General features: G+C 36.5%; 20 protein-coding genes. 7 read left to right on the top strand and 13 right to left on the bottom strand.

Annotated elements, in window-relative coordinates; all coding sequences use genetic code 11:
- Positions 1-137: 137 nt before the first annotated feature.
- The 8 genes from ribA to SB679_RS21930 all read right to left on the bottom strand — a co-directional run bounded on the left by ribA (position 138) and on the right by SB679_RS21930 (position 7,175).
- The gene (gene ribA, locus SB679_RS21965) at positions 138-734 is read right to left on the bottom strand and encodes a GTP cyclohydrolase II (RefSeq protein ID WP_410704435.1); all 597 of its coding nucleotides are present in this window, start codon (positions 732-734) and stop codon (positions 138-140) included.
- Between the two features lie 17 nt (positions 735-751).
- On the bottom strand, positions 752-1,210 hold the full coding sequence (locus tag SB679_RS21960; protein WP_034712803.1) for a hypothetical protein: 459 nt from the start codon (positions 1,208-1,210) through the stop codon (positions 752-754).
- The gene (locus SB679_RS21955) at positions 1,207-1,821 is read right to left on the bottom strand and encodes a DUF4254 domain-containing protein (RefSeq protein ID WP_410704434.1); all 615 of its coding nucleotides are present in this window, start codon (positions 1,819-1,821) and stop codon (positions 1,207-1,209) included. Before SB679_RS21955 ends, SB679_RS21960 begins: the two co-directional genes overlap by 4 nt.
- Positions 1,822-1,835: 14 nt before the next feature.
- Entirely contained in the window at positions 1,836-2,048 is a 213-nt protein-coding gene (locus SB679_RS21950; RefSeq protein WP_410704433.1) for a twin-arginine translocase TatA/TatE family subunit, read from the bottom strand.
- Positions 2,049-2,077: 29 nt separating this feature from the next.
- Entirely contained in the window at positions 2,078-3,640 is a 1,563-nt protein-coding gene (locus SB679_RS21945) for a peptidoglycan DD-metalloendopeptidase family protein (RefSeq protein ID WP_410704432.1), read from the bottom strand.
- Positions 3,637-4,485, bottom strand: a complete 849-nt coding sequence (locus SB679_RS21940) for a DUF4292 domain-containing protein (RefSeq protein WP_410704431.1) — start codon at positions 4,483-4,485, stop codon at positions 3,637-3,639. Before SB679_RS21940 ends, SB679_RS21945 begins: the two co-directional genes overlap by 4 nt.
- 107 nt (positions 4,486-4,592) lie before the next feature.
- Positions 4,593-5,609 carry a sugar phosphate nucleotidyltransferase gene (locus SB679_RS21935; protein ID WP_410704430.1) on the bottom strand — a complete coding sequence of 339 codons (1,017 nt, stop codon included), beginning with the start codon at positions 5,607-5,609 and terminating at the stop codon, positions 4,593-4,595.
- 144 nt (positions 5,610-5,753) lie between these two features.
- The gene (locus SB679_RS21930) at positions 5,754-7,175 is read right to left on the bottom strand and encodes a lipopolysaccharide biosynthesis protein (protein WP_410704429.1); all 1,422 of its coding nucleotides are present in this window, start codon (positions 7,173-7,175) and stop codon (positions 5,754-5,756) included.
- A gap of 150 nt (positions 7,176-7,325) precedes the next feature.
- Here SB679_RS21930 and SB679_RS21925 point away from each other — a divergent pair, with 150 nt between their 5' ends.
- Positions 7,326-8,663: a dihydroorotase gene (locus SB679_RS21925; protein WP_410704428.1), complete on the top strand. Its 1,338-nt coding sequence runs from the start codon at positions 7,326-7,328 to the stop codon at positions 8,661-8,663.
- A gap of 256 nt (positions 8,664-8,919) precedes the next feature.
- Here SB679_RS21925 and SB679_RS21920 read toward each other — a convergent pair whose 3' ends face one another.
- The 3 genes from SB679_RS21920 to SB679_RS21910 form a co-directional block, all read right to left on the bottom strand.
- Positions 8,920-11,217, bottom strand: coding sequence for a GH92 family glycosyl hydrolase (locus tag SB679_RS21920; protein ID WP_410704427.1), 2,298 nt, complete (start codon positions 11,215-11,217; stop codon positions 8,920-8,922).
- 77 nt (positions 11,218-11,294) lie between these two features.
- Complete coding sequence (locus SB679_RS21915) at positions 11,295-11,975, bottom strand: response regulator transcription factor (RefSeq protein WP_410704426.1); 681 nt, start codon at positions 11,973-11,975, stop codon at positions 11,295-11,297.
- 19 nt (positions 11,976-11,994) lie between these two features.
- Positions 11,995-13,242, bottom strand: a complete 1,248-nt coding sequence (locus SB679_RS21910; RefSeq protein ID WP_410704425.1) for a sensor histidine kinase — start codon at positions 13,240-13,242, stop codon at positions 11,995-11,997.
- Between the two features lie 170 nt (positions 13,243-13,412).
- On the opposite strand from SB679_RS21910, the gene SB679_RS21905 reads away from it, so the two are divergent.
- From SB679_RS21905 to SB679_RS21890, 4 genes are all read left to right on the top strand, one after another.
- A complete protein-coding gene (locus SB679_RS21905; protein WP_410704424.1) occupies positions 13,413-13,823 on the top strand; it encodes a DUF1573 domain-containing protein in 411 nt (136 codons plus the stop codon).
- Positions 13,824-14,025: 202 nt separating this feature from the next.
- Complete coding sequence (locus SB679_RS21900) at positions 14,026-14,907, top strand: SDR family oxidoreductase (protein ID WP_410704423.1); 882 nt, start codon at positions 14,026-14,028, stop codon at positions 14,905-14,907.
- A gap of 81 nt (positions 14,908-14,988) precedes the next feature.
- Positions 14,989-17,187 (top strand): M1 family metallopeptidase, encoded by a 2,199-nt coding sequence (locus SB679_RS21895; RefSeq protein WP_410704422.1) that lies wholly within the window; start codon positions 14,989-14,991, stop codon positions 17,185-17,187.
- A 99-nt stretch (positions 17,188-17,286) separates the two neighbouring features.
- Positions 17,287-18,114: an endonuclease/exonuclease/phosphatase family protein gene (locus SB679_RS21890; RefSeq protein ID WP_410704421.1), complete on the top strand. Its 828-nt coding sequence runs from the start codon at positions 17,287-17,289 to the stop codon at positions 18,112-18,114.
- 6 nt (positions 18,115-18,120) lie between these two features.
- Here the strand turns inward: SB679_RS21890 and SB679_RS21885 are convergent, their stop codons facing one another.
- Both SB679_RS21885 and SB679_RS21880 read right to left on the bottom strand, forming a co-directional pair.
- Positions 18,121-18,807: a response regulator transcription factor gene (locus SB679_RS21885; protein WP_410704420.1), complete on the bottom strand. Its 687-nt coding sequence runs from the start codon at positions 18,805-18,807 to the stop codon at positions 18,121-18,123.
- Positions 18,797-20,038, bottom strand: coding sequence for a sensor histidine kinase (locus SB679_RS21880; RefSeq protein ID WP_410704419.1), 1,242 nt, complete (start codon positions 20,036-20,038; stop codon positions 18,797-18,799). Before SB679_RS21880 ends, SB679_RS21885 begins: the two co-directional genes overlap by 11 nt.
- Before the next feature lie 268 nt (positions 20,039-20,306).
- Here SB679_RS21880 and SB679_RS21875 point away from each other — a divergent pair, with 268 nt between their 5' ends.
- Both SB679_RS21875 and SB679_RS21870 read left to right on the top strand, forming a co-directional pair.
- Entirely contained in the window at positions 20,307-20,681 is a 375-nt protein-coding gene (locus SB679_RS21875) for a GLPGLI family protein (protein ID WP_410704418.1), read from the top strand.
- 252 nt (positions 20,682-20,933) lie between these two features.
- Positions 20,934-23,303: an outer membrane beta-barrel protein gene (locus tag SB679_RS21870; protein ID WP_410704417.1), complete on the top strand. Its 2,370-nt coding sequence runs from the start codon at positions 20,934-20,936 to the stop codon at positions 23,301-23,303.
- Positions 23,304-23,320: the final 17 nt, after the last annotated feature.

Below are 23,320 nucleotides of genomic sequence, written 5' to 3'. Positions count from 1 at the left end.
ACGCTTGACATACTGGGTTTCTAAATGTTCTTCCATAACGATTCTTTTTTTGTGTATCGATATTTCAGGACTAGACAAGCTTAATATAAAAAAGCTCCGAAAGATATTCTTTCGGAGCTTTTTTTATGTATTGTTCTTTAATTATCATTGTCATCCAGAAGATGGCCAAAATAATCTTTCTTTGTTTGTAAATATCCTTTGCTATTCTCATTAGCCGGAATCTGCAGTGGAATCCTTGAATTCAGATGAATATTGCTTTCTACGACGTATTTTACCTTTTCAGGGTTGTTCGTCAATAGATTGACATCTTTTACATCCAGCAGGTTCAAAATTTCAATAGCCACTCCAAAGTTTCTGTCATCTGCAGGAAGACCTAGTTCAAGATTGGCCTGTACAGTATCAAGTCCCTTTTCCTGTAAAGAGTATGCTTTTAGTTTATTGATAATCCCTATATTTCTTCCTTCCTGACGAAGATAGACGATAATGCCTCCGTTTTCATGGATATATTTCATTGCGGCATCAAGTTGCTGTCCGCATTCACATTTTTTTGAATGGAAAACTTCTCCGGTAATACATTCTGAGTGGAAGCGTACATTCACAGGTTTTGAAAAATCTGTATTTTCTGCTATTATGGCCATGTGAGGCATCCAGTCATTGGCATCTTCAGAGAGAGCAATCATTCGGAAATTGCCGTGTTCTGTAGGAACATTGGATTCCGCCTGAATTTTAATCATTAATAGTGCAATTAGTTTTAGTTTCCTTTTAAAGAATCTTCAATAACAGAGATGTTGGTCTTTAGACGAACCAGATACCTGTTGAGTACCTCATCATCATCTTTATCGAGACGTTGTCTTAATTTTTGGATTTTTTTATAAGATTTTTCGAAGCTCTTAATAGCTCTGTTTTTTCCTGGTGAATTGTTGGCGTCGATTGCATATAAATAGTTCTGCAGGCTGTATTTCAGGCTGGTGATCTCCTCATTTACTTCGACATTTTTAAACTTGGGAAAAGTTGAGATAAGATTTGATATTTCAGAAGCATTTACATTTTCTTTGATATTAATATCAAAGCCCTTCTTTTTATCTCTACCTGAATCTGAACCCTTCGTTTCGCTGTAAAAATTATTGGACAACGGGGAAAGGTTAAGCTTTTCCGTTGCGCAGGAAGCAGTTATTATTAATAGTACTCCAAAAAAAAATTGTTTTTTCATTTCTGTTGCCCCTTTTGATAAAGGATTGGGTTAAGACTCTCATCGTTATACATCTTCATTTGTCTGTATACCTTCATCTTAACATTACCGTTCTCAATATCAGCAAGCAACTGATCTATAGAAGTTGAAAGATCCTCTTTCTGAGTAAGAAGCACGTCCAGTTTTGCCTGGCAATTCGTTCGGTGCTCTTCAGAAGCGGACTCTCTATTAGCTTCTAATGACATATGATAAACCTTTAATGCGAGAATGGATAGTCTGTCTACTGCCCAAGCGGGAGTTTCAGTATTTATCTTTGCATCAGGGTTCGGAGTTATATTTTCAAACTTTGTAAGAAACCAACTATCAATAAATTCCACTAAATCAGTTCTTTTCTGATTAGAGGCATCAATTGTTCTCTTCAGTTGAAGAGCTTCGGTCGGATCTATATTCTCATCTCTAATTATATCTTCCAAATGCCATTGAACGGTATCAATCCAGTTCTTTGCATACAAAATCCGTTCCAAACTGTCTTTTTCGAAAGGGTTATTAACTAGAGCGTTAACATCATCAAACACGTGATAGTCTTCAATAGATTGATTGAAGACTTTCCATGCAGTCTCAGTGAAATTCATTAATTCTGTAGAATTTAGTTGCTAGGCGTATTATTATTCGTTGAAGATGGATTCTTTTCAGAGTCCGGCTTATCTTCTTCTTTTACGGCATCTTTAAATTCTTTAATACCAGAACCTACTCCTCTCATTAATTCCGGAATTTTTTTTCCTCCGAAAAGCAAAACAAGAAGTATTGCAACAATTAGGATGTGCTGCCATGATAAGGATAATATTGTTAATGTTTCCATTTCTAAATTTTTTACAAAGTTAGCTTTTTTTAATATGCAATCCAACCTAATGGATCGACTGGATTACTTCCTTTCCATACTTGGAAATCAAGCGTATAGGAACCATCGAAATCCTGTGCTATAGTCCCTACAGGAGTGCCTGATGAAACTTGTTGCCCTTTGGAAACACTTACATTTCCTAAGTTGGAATAAATGGTAAAGTACTCTCCATGTTTTACAATTACAGTCTTTGTTCCGTCATTGTTTGCCAATACTGAAGAAACGGTTCCCGGGAATACCGATTTTGCACGGGTTCCGGAGGGAACTGAAATTTTGATCCCGTTATTTTCTTCAACAATATTCTTGAGTATAGGGTGTGGCTGTCTTCCAAAACGGTGGGTAATCTGTCCTGCTCTGTCTGCCGGATAGCCTAATCGGCCTCTACTTTCTGCAAAATTATTTCCTGCCGGAGTGGTTACTCCATAACTGGTCATAGCTTTAGATTCTGCCGCCTTTTTGTCTTCGTCTTTTCTTTTTTCAAGTGCTGCTTCTGCGGCTCTTGCGGCGATTAGCTTATTCGCTGCTTCTCTAGCTTTAGCGTTGGCTTCTTCAGAGGCTTTTGTTGCGGCGACTTTTCGGGCAGCATCTTTCGCATTAGCTTCAGCTCTGGCGGCTTCTTCAGTACGTTTTCTTTCTTCTTCAGCTCTTTTAGCGGCTAATTCTGTTGCTTTTTTAGATTCTGCTTCTGCTATTTTTCTTTCTCTTTCCAAGGCTTCCGCTCTGGCTTTGGCTTCGGCTTCAATTCTTGCCTTTTCTCTTTCTGCAGCAATTTTTGCAAGACGGATTTTTTCCGCTTCCGCTTTTCTTCTGGCTTCTTCTTCCGCTTTGGCTATTCTTATTTCTTCCGCAATAATGGCTCTGATCTGGCCTTCAAGAACTTTAGACTGAGTTTGTTTCTGTTTAAGCTCTACCGTCAGTTTAGATTCATTTTTCTTGAATTCTGTAACCAGCTGTTCCTTCTGTGCTTTTTCAGCATTGATGGTGGTTAAGTCTTTTTGTTGATTAACTAAAAGATTTTCTTTGTCTTTTATTGAATTCTGCCTTTGCGTAATGGTCTTTTTGATTTGATTCGCAGCATCTGTGATTTCGGCTGCTTTTTTATCCTGGAAATCGGAATATTGTTTCAGGTATTGAACCCTTCTTATTCCTTCTCCAAGGTTTTTGGCAGAAAGAATAAAGGTTACTTTATTTTGTACACCTTTGTTTTTATAGGCTTTTACTAAAACTTCGGCATAGTTTTTCCTCAGAACACCGAGTTCCTTATTTTGCCTGTTGATCTCCAGTTGACGAAGATAAATATCGTCTTCAATAAATCTTTTTTCTTTTTGAGTATTGTTGTAAACCTTTTCTCTTAAGACCAGTTTTTTATTGACATTCATAAGATAGCCTACGGAAAGCTTGGATTCGCTTCTTGTTTTAGCTAAATCTGAATTTATTTGTGCAATTTGTTTTTTAAGATCGGCATTCTGCTTCTGCAATTGTTCTTTATTTTGCTGCCCCTGGTGCAGACCAAAGAACAAAATACCTATTAAAAAGCTAAATTTTTTAATCATTTAATCTCTATTTTCTTATAACTGGAAGGTACAGAATATGCTGTTTCCATCCTCGAAAAGTCAAATTTCGTATTTTCCATTAAAATTTGGCTAGATTTTGAGCCTTTTATAATTATTTTAACATTTTTTGGAAGACGTATTCCATTATATTCATCCCAATTGCTGTATGATATTTCTAATTCATCGGGAGATAGTACATCTTTTAAATTGACACTTAACAGGTCGTAATTGGTATCATATTGTAAAACGATTTTATACTCTCTCGTTTTTTCATTGGTGACAATTTTCTGGTTTACTTTTGAGGCCATTTTAAAGCCCTGAGCATTCTGGGTAAGATTGAACTGAGAATCGCTGATTTTTACAAAAGTTCGCCCCAGTAATATTTTTTCCAGTGATTTATAATCAATAAAATTAACATTTAGCAGGTGATTAAGATAATCAAAGTCTGAATCAATATAGGTTTTACTTGTTTTATCCTGGCCTTTAATTCCTTCCGGAGTAGCAATACCTTTCGCTACCGTAAAAAAGAATGCCTGAAGATTCATCCATACTTTTTTATCATTTTCAATATAAATAGTTGCATCAAGGGTAGGAATGAAATTTCCTGTCTCTACATTTATTTTGCTGCTGATTTTTATCTGCTCAAATTTAGGCGGAATAATCACATGCTCAAAGAAAGCGAATTTATCACTTACAGGTTCATTGACATCTTTTGGATCTCTGTTGTCCCCAACAACAGTAGTAGTGCTGTCTTGCGGAGTGCCTGTTTTATTTCTGGCCGCATTACGGGTTTTACAAGACGTTACAACGAGAAGTAATAGTAGTACGGATATCCAATTTTTCATGTATTAATCTTTTCAATTACAAATACTTTGCAATATTAACGCCAAACCACACAAAATATATTGTGTGGCCTAGACATATCTTTATTTATGTTAAATAATTTCTAACTTTATTTGGATAAAAAATCCAATACGGAAAAATCTCCTAAAGAAATTTCTCTTGCTACTCCGAAATACTGGGCGGAATTACCGATCATTGAGTTGGAAAGATTTCCATGGTTGATCTTTGTGTTTTCCTGAATCAATGAGTTTTCAATATTGGAATTAACGATAACTGTATTATTTCCCAATGAAACTCCAGGACCTACTTTTGAATTGGAAATCCTTACATTTTCTCCAATGAAACAAGGTTGGATAATTAAAGAATTTTCAATCACCGCAGAAGCAGGGAAATTCTTCATGTTTTCTCTTTCGTATTCAAGGATTTTGCTGTTGGTTTCTACGGTTGCGTTTTTATTACCGCAGTCCATCCAGTCATTTACTTTTCCTAAAGTGAATTTGGCTCCTTTCGCTCTCAGGTTTTCCAGTGCAGTTGTTAATTGATATTCGCCGCCATTTTTAATATCATTATCCATGATATAATTAATTTCGCTCATCAATTTCTCAGCACTGTTGAAATAATATATCCCAATAATTGCTAAGTCCGAAACATATGTTTGTGGTTTTTCTACAAAATCTGTGATAAAACCATAATTATCTAATTTTACGACTCCAAAGGCAGAAGGATCTTCCACACTTTTTACCCATATCACTCCATCTGAATTTTTATCCAGCTGGAAATCTGCACGGAAAAGGGTATCTGCAAAAGCAATGACCACGTCTCCCTGCATAGAAGCTTCAGCACATTTTATGGCATGAGCGGTACCCAGCGGATCTGTTTGGTAATATATACTTCCTTTTGCTCCTAATTTTTCGGCAATAAGAAGCAGGGATTTTTCAATCTCCGGTCCAAAATCCCCAATGATAAAGGCTACTTCTTCAATTTTTTCTCCGGCTACTTTAGCGATGTCTTCCACCAATCTCTGTACGATAGGTTTTCCTGCAATAGGAATAAGAGGTTTTGGAACGGTGAGTGTATGTGGACGTAATCTGGAACCACGTCCAGCCATAGGAACAATAATTTTCATAAATGATATGAGGATGTTTTATTTGTTAGTTTTAATTTTCTTAGGTTAAAGATAGTAATTAAAACCATGCTTGTCGGTAATATTTATCATCTTTAGTCTGTGTTTATATATTAGGAATTCACTGCATCAAATTAGAGGCCAGTTTTAATTCTTTCTGATTTTTGATAAGATCATATCCTTTTCTGTATAGAGCAATATTCCTGTATAGATAAGGAACAGAATATTGCCGATCCAGAAATTATAGTTGAATATACCTGAAATAATATAAGTGAATATTCCCAGGAGAATAATAAAAGATACTATTTTTTTCATTCTGTACGGAATAGGATAGTACTTCTGACCCAGAAAATAAGAAAGGACCATCATGGTAAAGTAAGCAGCCAGTGTTACCCATGCAGAGACCATAAAACCATAAGTTTTCAATAATGCAAAATTTAAAACAATGGTGATAATCGCCCCGGCCCAGGAAATATACGTTCCCACCCTTGTTCTGTCGGTTACTTTGTACCAGGTGGAAAGGTTATAATAGATGCCAAAAAATAAATTGGCGATGACAATAATAGGAATGATGTTAATGGCGATCCAGTAAGAACTGTTAGGAACCAGTAAAAGTTTAAGCCAGGAAACGTTAGCAATAATTCCCAATGCAACGATAGAGGCAAAAAATGAGAAATATTCTGTCACTTTTGCATAAGTCAGTTTAGCATTTTCATTCTGCATCTGTTTAAAGAAAAACGGTTCAATTCCCATTCGGTAGGCGGTAACGAAAAGGGTCATAAGAACAGCCATCTTGTAACAGCCGCCATACGCTCCCGCTGCGCCGTCATCAATAATAAATTTTTGGATAAACTTATCAAAGTTCTCATTCACCATAAATGCCAATCCTGCAATCATGATCGGCCATGAATATTTAATCATCTGAAGAAAGAGATCTTTAGAAAACTGAAATTTAACCTTAAAAATAATCGGTAGTACCAGCAGGAATCCAAGAAAACTGGACGCAAGATTACTGTAAAAAGGATAGGCTACTTTTTCTTTCAATCCAAAATTAAAGATGATATTTTGGGGTATATAAAGAAACAGGGCAATAACGAAAATACTTTGGAAGATCGCCTGTATTACTCGTACAGCGGTATATTTTATAGGTTTGTTGTGAAATCTGAGCCATGCTAAAGGAATGACAAGCAAGTTGTCAAAAAAGGCAATCCAGGCAAACCATCTGATGAACTCCGGAGTTTTTGAGTAGCCAAATACATCTGCTATAGGCTGGTTGAAAAGCAATACCAGGATGAGAAAAACGGAAGAGAAGATCGTTAAAAACCAGAAAGAAGTATTAAAGACTTTCTGCTCATTATTCTTATCTGAAGAAAATCTGAAATAAGCCGTTTCAAAACCAAATGAAAGAACAATATTGATGAATGAAATCAGTGCATATAAATTGGTGAAAATAGCAAAGTCACTATTATTGATGTTTTTAATGAATAAATAATTGAGGAGTACTACAATCACTCTGGGCATAATCGCCCCAATTCCATAGATAATAGTCTCGTTAAGAAGTTTTTTCAAGATGTGAAATTTTATGCAAATGTAAATATTTAGAAATTGATTTATTATCGGAGGGATTAAAATTCATTCATAAATCTTAATTTTGTAATCAATGAAAATACAGATAGCATTTTGCTGCCTGAAATCTAATATCTAAAGCCTAAAAGTAAAATGAAGACCCTTATCAAAAATGTAAAAATCGTCAACGAAGGCCGGATCTTTGAAAGCGATATTTTAATTGAAAACGATATCATTTCTAAAATAGATTCTTCTATTTCTGAGGAAGCCGACCAGATTATTGATGCTGCCGGAAAATACCTTCTGCCAGGAATTATTGATGATCAGGTGCATTTCCGGGATCCGGGATTAACGCATAAAGGAGATATTGAAACGGAATCAAGAGCTGCTATCGCAGGAGGCGTAACGAGTTTTATCGACCAGCCCAATACAGTTCCCAATGCAGTAACGCAGGAATTGCTGGCAGACAAATATGAGATTGCGGCTCAAAAAGCCTATGCGAATTATGGGTTTATGATGGGCGGAACCAATGATAATCTGGATGAAGTCTTAAAAACAAATCCCAGAAATGTTCCTGGAATTAAACTGTTTTTGGGGTCTTCAACAGGAAATATGCTGGTAGACAACCCTGAAACCTTGGAAAATATTTTCAGCAATACAAAAATGCTGATCGCAGTTCACTGTGAAGATGAAGCGACCATCAGAGCGAATACGCAGCAGTATATCGATGAATACGGAGAAGATATTCCAATGAAGTTTCATCATTTGATAAGAAGTGAAGATGCTTGCTATAAATCATCCTCAAAAGCAATTGAGCTTGCAGAGAAAACCGGTGCGAGACTTCACGTGTTCCACCTTTCGACTGCGATAGAAACAGGACTTTTCAGAAATGATATTCCTTTAAAGGATAAAAAAATAACCGCAGAGGTATGCGTTCATCATTTAACCTTCACTAACGAAGATTATGAAACAAAAGGAGGGTTGATTAAATGGAATCCTGCCGTAAAAACCCAAAAGGACAAGGACGGTCTTTGGGAAGCGCTTTTAGATGGAAGAATTGATGTCATCGCAACAGATCACGCGCCTCATACGTGGGAAGAAAAACAAAATGTATACACTAAATGTCCTTCAGGAGCACCTTTGGTACAGCATTCATTAGTAGTGATGCTGGAAAATTATAAAAACGGTAAAATCTCCCTGGAAAAAATTGTTGAAAAAATGAGTCATAATCCGGCCATCCTTTTCAGAATTGGAAAAAGAGGTTTTGTGAGAGAAGGGTACAAGGCTGACCTTGTTTTGGTTGATTTAAATGAAAACTGGACGGTTGCCAAAGAAAATATCTTATATAAATGTGGCTGGAGTCCATTGGAAGGGATGAATTTTCATTCTAAAGTTACCCATACTTTTGTGAATGGAAATCTGGTATATGATAATGGGAAAATTACAGAAGAGAAGTTTGGAGAAAGATTACTTTTTGAAGAAAGAGATTAATAAAATTAAATCATAGAATATAATCTCTGAATTAATGGAGATTATCAAGATAATTCAATAGGAGCGGGCTTTAGCCCGCTCTTTTTATATTTTATTTTCCATTGGCTTTAGCCAAACTTATTATTAGATCTCGCAGATTATGCAGATTTTAAATACAATCATCTGTGAAAATCTGAGAAATCTGTGGGAGCAATTAAATTATTTTAATAGATTCTTCACTCCGCTTTCGCTTCGTTCAGAATAACACACCAGATGCTTATTTCTTGGGTTTAGCACTCATGTAAAAACTCAATTTCCCACCATTCATAATCTCAGAATGTTTCAGAGTGAAATTCCTGATCTCCTTTCCATTCAAAAGAACCTTTTGAACATATACGTTTTTCGGACTTTGATTGATGGCTTCAATTTCAAAAGTTTTTCCATTTTCCAGATTCAGAACAGCATGATCAATGGCAGGGCTTCCGATAGAATAATCTTCTGAACCAGGCGCTATAGGATAGAATCCTAATGAACTTAAAATATACCATGCGCTCATTTGACCTGCATCATCATTTCCTCCCAATCCATCGGGAGTCACTTTGTACTGCATTTCCAAAATATGACGGATCTGGGATTGCGTTTTCCACGGTTGTCCCGCCCAGTTGTAAAAATAAGCAACATGATGAGCAGGTTCATTCCCATGAACATAACCGCCAATGATTCCTTCACGGGTAATGTCTTCAGTGTCGGCAAAAAATTCATCAGAAAGATGCATGGTAAACAATTCATCCAGTTTTGATGCGAATTTCTTCTTTCCACCCATCATTTTGATCAGTTCATCCGGGTTTTGAGGAACAAAGAAGCTGTAGTTCCATGAATTTCCTTCAATAAATCCCTGGCCGTGGGTACTCAACACGTCAAAATCTTTCTTAAAACTGCCATCGGCTAACCGGGGACGCATAAAACCGATACTTGGATCAAAATTGTTTTTCCAGTTTTCAGAACGTTTCATAAACTGGTTATAAATGTCGGTTTCACCTAGATGTTTTGCCAGTTGCGCAATGGCCCAGTCGTCATAAGCATATTCCAATGTATTGGAAACCGAGGTTCCGCTTTTCTCAGCAGGAATATACCCAAGGTCTATATACTGTCCGATTCCTTCATAATCTCTTTTGTTCGCTGTTTCGACACAAGCTTTAAGGGCTTCTTTTGGATCTCCGGTATAATTTCCTTTGATAATTGCATCGGCAACAACGCTTACACTGTGATAACCACTCATACACCAGTTGTCATTGGCGTAATGTGACCAGATCGGTAACATTTTCATGGAAAACTGGCGGTAATGTGCCATCATCGATTGAACCATATCATTATTACGCTTTGGCTGAATGATATTAAAGAAGGGATGAAGTGCACGATAGGTATCCCAAAGAGAAAATGTAGTGTAGTTGGTAAATCCTTCTGCTTTATGAATATTCTGGTCGAGTCCTTTATACTCTCCGTTCACATCCGTATAAGTGGTAGGATTGATAAAAGTATGGTACATGGCTGTATAAAAATTGGTCTTTTCAGTTTCGGTACCTTCAATAACGATTCTATTTAATTCTTTATTCCAGTCCTGCTGGGTTTTTGCTTTGACCTGATCGAAAGATAAACCTCCGGTTTCTTTTTGTAAATTATCAAGGGCATTGGCCTGACTTACCGGTGAAATTGCCAGTTTTACTTCTATGGCTTCATTTTCATTCGTATCAAAGTCAAAATATAGTTTCAGGTTTTTTCCGGCGATTTCAGGGAAGTTTTTGGTCTGGTCAAATTTTCTCCAGAATCCATTATACACCTGTTTGCCATCATAATTTTTCTGACCGTAAGATTTAAATGGCTTAGAGAAAGTCATGGCAAAATAAACCGTCCTTGTTCTTGCCCAGCCGTTGGTCTGCCGGTATCCTGTAATAGTGGTGCCGTTTTCTACCCGCGCATACGTCCATACATTTTTACCATCATAATTGTAAATTCCAGCTATCAGATCAAGAATGATATGTGCCTGATCAGATTTTGGAAAAGTGTACCGGTGAACGCCTGTTCTGGTAGTTGTAGTCATTTCTGCAAGAATATTGTGGTCATCCAGTTTTACCTTATAATAACCAGCTTCTGCTTTTTCATTTTGATGGGAAAACCTGCTTCTATAGCCACTTTCTGGATTCGAAGCGGTTCCAGGGGTCAACTGTAATTTCCCTACGGTAGGCATGAGTAGAAAATCACCAAGATCAGAATGTCCGGTTCCGCTGAAATGTGTAGAACTGAATCCTACAATGGTTTTATCTTCATATCGGTATCCTGCACAATATTTATACACCTCACCGTTGTATTTCCCGTTAAGTTCATAAGAAATCGTGTCTGTTTCAGGACTCAGCTGAATGGCACCGAAGGGAGCGGTCGCACCAGGATAAGTATGCCCCATTTTTTCAGTTCCTATTAATGGATTGATATATTGATAAAGCTTTTCGAATGTTTGAGCTTTGGAATGTACACTAAAAAGTAAGAGAATCAGTACAGCGGAGGTTCCCGGATTTTTCATGGATGAGTAATTTTTAGAAGGGTGAATTTAATTAAAATCAAATAATAATTAAGTATCGGGGTAATGAATGCGGCCTATTATTTTTCAGAAAACCGGAAACCTATTCCGTGTAGATTTTCGATAACTATATTTTGCTCATGTGCAAATACTTTTCGTAATCTTGAAATAAATACATCAAGGCTTCGCCCCATAAAATAATCATCATCCCCCCAAACTGCCTTCAGAATTTCCTGTCTTTTTACAACCATATTCTTGTGACTTATAAAATAAAGGAGCAATTCAGATTCTCTTTGGGTGAGAGTGATGGTGTTTTCTGAATTTTGTAACGTGTAGTTTTTAGGGAAAAAGTTATATTGACCGACTTTGTATTGTATCGGTGAAGGATCCGTTTTCTTGGTACGTCTTAAGAAAATTTCAATTTTTAAAATGAGTTCTTCAATACTGAAAGGTTTTACCAGGTAATCATCTGCTCCGATTTTTAGTCCTTTAATTCTGTCTTCTTTCAAAGCTTTTGCCGAAATAAAAATAATAGGAATTTCAGAATTTTTATCACGGATTTGTTGTGCCAGTTCAAAGCCATTGAGTTCGGGCATCATAATATCCAGTAAGCAAATATCAAAATTTTGGCTGTTGAATGCATCAAGTGCCGATTTTCCATCAGCATAATGATCAATTTTATAATAGGGCTCCAGGCTATCCTGAATGAGGAAAGCTATGGTTTTGTCATCTTCTGCATATAAAATTTTAGATTTTTCCATTACTTGTACCTTATTAAATTTAAAACGGGAAAAATAGAATCATGGTAATTCCTTTATCTGTATTATTCTCAACAGAAATTTTCCAGTTATGTTGCTGTACTATTTTTTTTACATAAAATAATCCCAATCCAAAACCGTTGATCTCCTCATTTTTTTTTGTATTTACCCTATAAAATTTATCAAAAATATGCGGAAGATTTTTAGCAGAGATTCCCATTCCATTATCTTTACACTTTAAATATAATCCTTTTGAGTCTTTATATGCTGAAATAATGATATGGGGTTTTGTTTCACAATATTTTATAGAGTTGTCTAAAATATTGTAGATGATATTTGTAAAATGAAACTCATCCGCAATGATTGAAGCGCTGTTATCAATTTCTATTTGGATAGTGATGTTTTCATTTTTTTGCTTGATGGTGTTGGTAATTTCCAGTATGAGGGGAAGTAAAATTATTTTCTGAGGTTTTAATGAAAGTCCGGAAGCATCGTTTCTTGCAATATTCAATATCTTTTCAATGTGATTATTAAGTTTATAACTTTGATTGGTAATAATAGAGGTGTAGGTCTGTAATTTAGGATTTCCCTGTATGATGTCATGTTTGGTGAGTGCTTCTGAAGCCAAAACTATCGAAGAAAGGGGAGTCTTGAACTCGTGTGTCATATTATTAATGAAGTCCCGCTGCAGTTCCGAGAATTTTTTTTGCTGAATAATCGTATAGATAGAGTAGACGTATACAAGAAGAATGATAATAAGGGCAAAAGTAAGCAAATACCAGAACCGTAACGAACTTATCAGATAACTGGTTTTATCAGGAAAACGAATTGAGAAATAATACACCAGATTTTTATGTTTTGGGAATTTTATGCCTTTATTTTTAGGACTTTCCTGTTCTTTCGAGATATACTTCCCATAGATCATTTTATCACTATGGCAATTGTATAAAGCATATGTATAATCTGTATTGATTTGAAAACGGGTAAATTCTGTTCTCAGATAATGTTCGAGCACTGCGGGATGAACCTCATTATTGATATTAACTACATAATAATCGTTGGAAATATTCTCTACCGGACTTTCAGTAAAAGAAGTTTTTCCTCCGGATAGTTTTTCTACCACTTCCAGTAAAGCGATATTTACCGTTTGGTTGAATTTTTTATCTTCAAGATTATAGGCTTGCCGTGTCCATAGAAGCTGCGCTATCAAAATTCCTATAATAGCAATGAACCCGAGAGTTATAATAATATTGAGTTTCTTTATTTCCATTTTCAGAGGCAATATTATCCAAAAATATCTATTAATCTTTTATCATTAACAACTTGTTAACAAATGTTTGATAGCAGTTAACAATTTGTATTGAAAATCTGGATTATATTTGTTAAATCAAAAGATAATAATCGGTTCCTTTGATTTTTTAACTATAAAAATTTATACTCATGAAAAAATTAAAAATCTCAGCTGTTCTGGCAGTTTTAGCATTCTCTCCGTTTTATGCAAGTGTATTTCCTGGTGAAAACAATCCTGTAGTAAAGATGATCGCAGATGCAATTAAATGGAAATCAGAATCTATAGATGTAGGAAATATCCCTCAGGGAAAACCTAAATTGATCAGGTTTGAATTTAGCAATACATCAGCCAAACCAATTGTTATAGAAAATGTAGCGCCATCATGTGGATGTACTACAGCAGATTATACTAAAACTCCAATTCTTCCTGGTAAAAAAGGATTTGTTGAGGCAAGTTTTAATGCAGCGAGTCCAGGGGCATTTATGAAAACAGTTGTTGTTACAACAAGCGAAAGTAAAACTCCTAAAACACTTTCATTCAAAGGAGTAGTTGTTTCCTAATTAATATGATGATTTGACTCATCCTAACAAATAACCTGATCATTAATGATCAGGTTATTTGTTTATATTATTTCATGTTTTAATGTGATCTTTTGTGTTGTTTTTAAAAATGACAAGAGAATAATTATTTATAACATTATTTATACTGGAATTTTAAAGGTCATCCGTTCAATATTTAGTATTTTTAGGAAAAATAAAAAGTATGAATCTATATACACAGCCGATGCTTCGTGAAGGCGCATTGAACGATAAAGTAGCGATTGTAACAGGGGGCGGAAGCGGACTTGGAAAGGCTATGACCAAGTATTTTCTTGATTTGGGTGCAAAAGTAGTGATCACTTCCCGGAATATTGAAAAACTACAGGCAACTGCCAAAGAACTGGAAGATGAAACAGGCGGGAAAGTTCTGTGTGTAGCTTGTGATGTAAGAAACTGGGATGAAGTGGAAGCTATGAAAGAGGCCACTTTAAAAGAATTCGGAAGAATTGATATCCTGTTGAATAATGCTGCAGGAAATTTTATTTCACCAACCGAAAGACTGACGCATTCAGCTTTTGATTCTATTCTGGATATCGTTCTGAAAGGAACCAAAAACTGTACACTTTCTATCGGTAAACACTGGATTGATACTAAATCCCCGGGAACTGTTTTGAATATTGTAACGACGTATTCATGGACCGGATCTGCCTATGTTGTACCTTCTGCTTGTGCAAAAGCAGGTGTATTGGCCATGACCAGATCATTAGCGGTAGAATGGGCGAAATATGGAATCCGTTTCAATGCGATTGCTCCGGGACCTTTCCCTACCAAAGGAGCCTGGGACAGATTACTGCCGGGAGATCTTCAGGAAAAATTTGATATGAAAAAGAAAGTTCCGTTAAGAAGAGTAGGTGAACATCAGGAACTTGCTAATCTAGCAGCTTACCTGGTATCCGATTATTCAGCATATATGAATGGGGAAGTAGTAACTATTGATGGCGGCGAATGGCTGCAGGGAGCCGGAGAATTTAACATGCTGGAAGATGTTCCCCAGGAAATGTGGGATATGCTCGAAGCCATGATTAAAGCAAAGAAATCTAATTAAATGATAATAAAAATTCCCGGATTTGTAACAAATCCGGGAGTTTTTTTACCTATCTGTTTATAAGCTTATAAATTTTTACCAATGAATTATAAATTCCCCACGCTTGTTTCCGCTATTGCAGTCCTTATGTTTTCAGGATCTGCCATTGCACAGGAAGCTCCAAAATATGATTATGTAGAGGCATTCAAACCTTTTTTCTATCCTCAGACCGGTACGGAAACACGCTCAGCGAGCGGGCAGCCGGGACATGCTTACTGGCAGAATTCCGCTTACTATAATCTCAATGTCAGCCTGAATGAGGCTAAAAATGAAATTACAGGGACTGCTGAAATTACCTATACCAACAATAGTCCCGATCAGTTAGGCTTTCTTTGGCTTCAGCTGGATCAGAATTTATTTAATAAAGATTCCAGAGGAAATGCAGTCGTTCCTATGGCTGGAAGCAGAAATGGTGCTCATGGAGAAAAGCTGAATGGCGGATATACTATTAAATCGGTGAAAATGGACGGTAAAGACGTAAAATATACCGTTACCGATACAAGAATGCAGATTGATCTTCCTAAAGAGCTTAAAGCCAAAGGAGGAACGGCGAAAATTAAAATTGAATATTCTTTTGTATCACCTGAATATGGTTCTGACCGAATGGGAGTACAGGAAACCAAAAACGGTAAAATCTTTACCATGGCCCAGTGGTATCCAAGAATGTGTGTGTATGATGATGTAATGGGATGGAATACCCTTCCTTACCTTGGTGCCGCGGAATTTTATCTGGAATATGGTAATATCACCGCTAATATCACGGTGCCTGCCAATCATTATGTAGTGGCTTCCGGCGAACTTCTTAATGAAAAAGAAGTTTATAGCAAAGAAGAAAATTCCCGCTGGAGCCAAGCCAGAAACAGTGATAAAACAGTTATGATCCGACCGGAATCTGAGATCGGCAAAAACCAGTCTTCCGGAACTAAAACATGGAAATTTAAAATTGATCAGGCAAGAGATTTTGCCTGGGCATCTTCCGCTGCATTTGTTTTGGATGCTGCTAGAATCAATTTGCCTAGTGGTAAAAAATCATTGGCTATTTCCGCATATCCGGCAGAAACCGGTGGCGATAAAGCTTGGGGAAGATCTACGGAATATACCAAGGCTGCTATAGAACATTATTCTGCAAAATGGTATGAATATACTTATCCGGCAGCGACGAATGTTGCAGGAAATGAAGGCGGAATGGAATATCCGGGAATCGTATTCTGTCATATGGATTCTAAAGGAGAAGACCTTTGGGGAGTGACGGATCATGAATTCGGACACAACTGGTTCCCAATGATTGTAGGCTCTAATGAAAGACTTTTTGCCTGGATGGATGAAGGGTTTAATACCTTTATCAATGAATTGTCCACGGAGGCTTTCAACAAAGGAGAATATTATAAAAAGAAGAATGTTGCCCAAACAGGAAGTTTTCTGATGAGTGATCAGTTTGAACCTGTTATGGTGGGAGCTGATAATATGAAAGAAAGAAACATCGGTGTTCTGGCTTACTATAAACCGGGAATGGGTCTTGAAATTTTAAGAGGATCCATTTTGGGACCTGAAAAATTTGATAAAGCTTTCAGAACATACATCCAGCGTTGGGCATTCAAACATCCTACGCCATGGGATTTCTTCCATACGATGGAAAATGTTTCCGGAGAAGAGCTGAATTGGTTCTGGAGAGGTTGGTTTTTCGGCAAATGGAAAATCGATCAGAGTGTTAAGTCAGTAAAATACATCAACGGAGACTTTAAGAACGGGGCACAGGTTACAGTTGAAAATATCGGACAGCTTCCGATGCCGACTACGGTTCAGGTGAAATTTAAAGATGGAACCAAGCAGATTATCCAGCTTCCTATCGAGCTTTGGAAAAGAAATACAGAATGGACTTTCAAAGTAGATTCAAATAAAGAAATTGATGAGGTGAAACTGGATCCGAATTCCCAGATTCCGGATATCAATGTGAAAAATAACAGCTGGAGCTCTGCACAGGCGAAACCGGTTGATAAAATTGATGCGAAAGATTTCACGGGAACATTTGGAAGCAAAGAAGCCCCGGTTAAAATCATATTTTCTGAGAAAAACGGACAGTTGTATGGAAAAGCAGGCGGGCAGTCTGAGTTTCCTCTGGAATATGCTGGTGACAATACATTCACTTTTGATCAGGCAACTATTTCCATCGTTTTCAGTAAAGACAAAAAAGCAATCACTTTTAAGCAAGGGGAGAGAGAATTCAAATTCACGAGAGAATAGAATTTCCATTTGTTTAAATTAACAATATTGTTACCTTTTTAAAGCTTCTCTCTCGTAGAGAAGCTTTATTTTTGTTATTTATTATTTAAATATATGAGTATGAATTTTAGATTTTCTATGGTCTTTTTGATGTTTTTTGCGTTGGGATTTTCGCAGGATCTTAAAGTAATGAGTTTTAACATCAGGCTCCAGGTGGAATCTGATAAGCAGAATGCCTGGACAGAAAGAAAGCAGGATGTAGTTAGTTTATTGGAGTATTATCACCCGGATTATTTTGGCGTTCAGGAAGCGCTTCCTGAGCAGATGAAAGATCTCAAGACCGGATTAAAGAATTACGATTATGTAGGAGTAGGAAGAGATGACGGAAAAGAAAAAGGTGAATTTTCAGCACTTTTTTATGATACCAACAGACTTCAGATCATCAAATCGGGAACGTTCTGGCTTTCTGAGACTCCGGATGTTCCTTCAAAAGGCTGGGATGCAGCATACAACAGGGTTTGTACCTATGCTGTATTTAAAGATAAGAAATCTAAAAAAGAATTCATGGCGCTCAACCTTCACTTCGATCATATCGGAAATGTGGCAAGAGTAAAATCTTCAGAATTAATTCTAAAGAAAATCAAAGAAATCAATCCGAAAAACCTGCCGGTAACAGTGAGTGGTGATTTTAATTTAACGGATGATTCAGAACCGATTAAAATTATGTCACAACATATGAAAGATAGTTTCTATCATTCGGAGACAAAACACTATGGGCCTGTGGGAACATTCACAGATTTCAATGTGAATGAAATTCCAAAAGAAAGAATCGATTATATTTTTGTAAAAGGATTCAACATAAAATCACACCGCCACATCAATGACAGAAGAGAGAATTTACTGTATCCTTCCGATCATTTTCCGGTATTGGTAGATATTTCTTTCTAAACAATATTAGGGTGTCGGAAAATCAACTTCAAATCCAATTCCTCTCAGGGATTGGATTTTTATTTCAGGATCATTACTGAGGTACTTTCTAAGTCTGCTGATGAAAACATCGAGGCTTCTTCCCGTAAAATAATCATTGGTTTCCCAAAGGCTGTCCAGGATATCATCCCGCTTTATGGCTTTTTTATTATGTTTCAGAAGGTGAAGCAACAATTCCTGTTCACGGATGGTAAGCCGGATGTTTCCTTCTGCATGGGACAGCAAAAGCTTTTCTGTATCTAATTGGTAGCTGCCTATACTGATGATGTTTTCCGGAGTAGCGGGCTGTACCCTTTTAAGAATGTTTTTGATTCTCAGGATGAGTTCTTCCGGATCACAGGGTTTGGCGATGTAATCATCTGCGCCTATTTTCAGGCCTGTCAGGCGGTCTATTTTCTGGTTTTTGGCTGTTAAAAACAGGATGGGAAAATCAGGTTTTTCCTTTAAGATCATTTTAGCTAAAGAAAATCCGTCAATATTAGGCATCATGATATCTAAAATCCCGATATGAAACGTAAAATCGGCAGATAAAACAGGAACGATATCAGCAGGATTCTGGAACCATTCGACCTCAAAATCCTCGAGTTCAAGATACTGTTTAAGAATCATTCCAAAATCTATGTCGTCTTCTGCTAGCAAAATTTTAGTTTTCATAGGGCAGTCGTATTGTAAAAGTTGTTCCTTTTTGAAGCTGGCTTGAAACCTCTATTCTGCCGGCATACTGATCAATTATTTTTTTTACAAAATAAAGTCCTAACCCCAATCCTTTGCTGTTGTGAATATTATTGGACTGTATTCTGTAGAACTTTTCAAATATATTTTTAAGTTCTTTCTTTTCCATACCCTGGCCATTATCGGAAATTTCAATTTCTATATGGTGTGGTTGGTTGATGATATTGGCTTTTACAGAAGATGCTCCATATTTTACACTGTTTTCACAAAGATTTTTAATAACGGTTTCCATCAGGGTTTTATCAAAAGGAAGCTGCTGTGTAATCTGGTTTTTGATTTCAAAATCTATGTGAGGGTAAGCAAAAGATAAGTCCTGAATGAAAAAATTCCAATCTTCGGGCTGTATGCGAATGATTTCTTCTTCTGTTTCATCTTTGTGAAGCTGCTGCATCAGGCTTTCCAGGCGGATAATCTGTCGGTCAATAAGAGGCAGTATTTCAGGATTCCATTCCTTATTCAGTGCTTTGGATGCAATTTTCAGCGTGGCAATAGGTGTTTTAAATTCGTGGGAAATGTTATCCACAACAGTGTGGAGAACTTCTACCTGTTTCTGCTGCCTGATTAAATTTTTAACCGTAAAAATATAAAGGATTAAAACACTTGCCAGTAAAGCAATACAACATAGAAAGAGCAGGGTGAGTTCTTTGAAAACAATACTTTTGATGTTTAAAATTTCAAATTCTGTTTTGCTTTTCACATGAAAGCTATTGTTCTTGACGATCTTTTTTTCATCATCTGAGGTTGATTTGGAAGAGGTTTCCCAGTTTCCCGTGTTGGTAATTCCTGCTTTTACAACCTTATTTTTTGTTTCAAACAGGGTGATTGGATGGTCAATGAGCTGGGTTTTAGCAGGTAAAAAAACGATGGATAAGTATTGAATTTTAACAGCAATTTTATACCCTTCTTTTTTGAATTGATTATCTACATACCGGCTGAAATAATCCTGGCTTTTTTTTCTGTTTTCCTCAAAAATTTCTAGAAACTTTTTTTTGCTGATTTCCTTATTGTTATACCGGATGAAAATATGCTGCAGCGAGTCGTCTGATTTTTTTTTGATTCCTTTTTTATCTTCCAGATCATCAGTGAATCCGGTGAGTTTATTGTGTACGTTTCTGTAAATTTCCCGCTCTTTTACCTGATAGGTTTTATACATGAAATATGCCTCCCCAACAGAAGCAGGAATAATGCTGCAAAAAGAGCAATAAGATTTTTACTTTTCAAAATCATAGTAACAAATATAAAACTTTAGTCTTTGTCATAGGGCCATTAACGTATCATTAACCTTCCATTAACCGAGTTTTTCAGATTAAATAATCACCTTTGTACCGCAGATAAAAGTTTTAATCTACTCATTACAACGGGATACTTAAAAACATATTCGCACAGTTTTCTGATTGTACTTTTTAATAAAAAATTACTCAATGGAAAAAATAATTTTTCTTTTCGTGGTATCAATAGGCGCTTTGGCCAATGCCCAAAATACTGATAGATCAGTGTCTGTTGAACAGTCTCAAGAAGTGACGGCTCATACTGATGCTGAAGAAAATATTCAATGGAAAATTGAATCAGAAACAAAAACACTGAATAATTATAATCTTCAGAAAGCAACAGCTGTGTTTGAAGGAAGAGAACTTACCGCATGGTTTACCGCTGAAACGAAAATTTCGACGGGACATTATCGGCTTGGAGGACTTCCGGGTGCCATATTGTATGTGGAAGACAGTCAGAAAGATTTTGTATATAGATCCAATCTGAAGAAGACGAATGGAAGAGCAGAAAAAGCAATAGCTTCTTAGGTTTGCTGTATCACGTATCATATTTATAACATCAATTGAAAAATAATATTTCGAGGCTTGAATAGAGAATTCTATTCAGGCCATTTTATATTTTCATAATAAGTTAATTCCGGCTGTTTTCTAAAAGCTATTAACCCATCATTAACCTTCTGTTAACCCATATTTCCCTTAGCAACATGGACTTTTGTATCAGAAATTTCGCGGACAGGATATCCTGTTTTCGGAAGAGTATGTAACCTTAAAAAATGAATCATGTATAAATTGCTTGTCTTTCTGTTTCTCCCCATTCTGATGTTTTCGCAGCAGCAAAAAATCGAGGGAACTGTTGTCAATGCTCAGAATGAAAAACTGGCTCTGGTCTCTGTTGAGGTCTATACCTCCCAGAATGCTTTACTAAAAACCCTGACAACTAATGAAAACGGAGGTTTTACCCTTGAAGGCATTTCAGAAAAGACTGTGAAACTGGTGGTGAAAGACCTGGAATATGGAACGGTAGAAAAAAATGTGGATATGGAAAAGCAGGAGGCAATCCAGATTGTTTTGAAAAAAGAGATTCAGGAAATTCAGGAAGTAGTGATGACCAAGCAAAAACCAGTCGTCAAGAGGAAAATCGACCGTCTGGAGTTTAATGTGGAAAATAGTAATATTTCCTCACTGAATGCATGGGAAATCCTAAAGAAAACCCCTGGTGTTACAGCAGGAAATGATGTATTAGCCATAAAAGGAAGCCAGAGTATTCTGGTAACGATTAATGATAAAAAGGTGATGTTGACGGGAGATGAACTGAAGAGTCTGTTGGAAAATACACAGGGTGATGACGTGAAATCCGTAGAAGTTATTACCAATCCACCGGCAAAATATGAAGCGTCCGGAAGTGCCGTATTGAATATCGTGTTAAATAAAAATAAAATAGAAGGATACCGTGGCGTTCTGTATTCCAAATATATACAAAGTCAGTATGCAAAGGGGATAGCAGGGATCTCACAATATTATAAAAAAGATAAACTTTCGGTCATGGGAAGTTATTACCGCGGAACTGGAACGTATTACAGAGAAGGAACGGATTATGTGAATTATATAGAAGATCAGACGCGATGGATCAGTACCATGAACCGTAAAGATCAGAATAAAAGCCAGAATACCGTAAATGTGAATCTTGAATATGAAATAGACAGCCTTACCAACATCAGTCTGAATTATTCAGGATCATTTAGTCCGAAATCTTTCGGAACCTATCATGTTCCTACTTTAATTTATAACAGCCAGAATATTGCTGAATCCAATTATCTAACAGTAAATGATCATGATTCCCGTTCGATTAATAACTCACTGAGCTTTCAGACAGACCGGAAGCTCAATGAAAAAAGCCAATTGACCTGGACCAATTATTTTGCAGGAAATAATATCCGCAAATATCAAAATGTGCTGACCTATCTGGATTTTGTCAATCAGCCGCCTAAAGAAAATAATTTTCTGACCAATAACAGAAGTGATGTCCAGCTGTATTCCACGCAGGCAGATTATCAATGGAAAAATGAAAAATGGGAACTGGAATCAGGGGCAAAATACAGTTTTGTGAAGACCAGCAGCCAGCTGGATTTCTCAGATAATGAAAACGGGCAGCTTCAATACAGAGCCGATAAAAGCAATGTTTTTGATTATAAAGAACATAATTTCGCTCTTTATTCTTCATTGGCTTATAATCCGGGAAAATGGAATTTTAAAGCAGGTCTTCGTGCGGAGAAAACCGATCTGGAAGGTATTGTTTCAGAACCTTATGAGATGAATAAGAACGATTATTGGAAATTATTTCCAACTGCATACGCTCAATATACCACAGATAGTAAACATCAGTTCGGATTATCGTATGGGAAAAGAATCAGCAGGCCTTCCTATTCATGGCTGAATCCTGCAAAGTCTTATTACAACCTGTTTTCTTACTTCCAGGGCGATCCCAAACTGAAAGCGACGATCATTCATAACCTTAACCTTACGTATACCTGGAAAGAATGGAATCTCGATTTCTATTACCGTAAAGAGCTGTATCCATCCATGGAAATTTCATTTCAGGAACCGAGTACCAACCAGCTTATTTATCATTATACCAACATAGAAAAAGCACAGGCCTATGGATTAAGTCTGTATAAAAACTTTCAGATCAAACCATGGTGGAGCTTAAGTCTGTCTGAAAATCTTGAACATAATGAGAACTATTTTATCGGAGTTGATGATCTTTTATACAAAAATAAAGTCTGGAACTGGACATCCAATGTTTCAACCAGTTTCACCTTAGATAAGAACAGTGACTGGAAACTGGAGCTGGGACATCAGTACAATTCACCTTCCATACAGGGAACGTTTAGGATTTCAGGTTCATCATCTACTTATCTGGTCATGAACAGGAAATTCTTGAACAAAAAATTAGAAGCCAGCCTTTTCTTTAATGATATTTTCAGAACTTCAGGAGAAAAAATAAGTACAAAATATGCCAATCAGGATAATTATTTTCTGGATTACAGGGATACAAGAAACTTTATCATCTCTTTAAAATTCAATTTTGGAAATCAATCGGTGAAAAATACTAAAACCATTAAAAAAGCGGATGAGCAGGATAGAATGTAAAAAACAATTATCGTAGA

The sequence above is a fragment of the Chryseobacterium sp. SIMBA_029 genome (genome assembly GCF_046535275.1).
Taxonomy (GTDB): domain Bacteria; phylum Bacteroidota; class Bacteroidia; order Flavobacteriales; family Weeksellaceae; genus Chryseobacterium.
The sequence above is the reverse complement of the archived record's forward strand: the minus strand, read 5'-3'. Positions and strand labels throughout refer to the sequence as shown.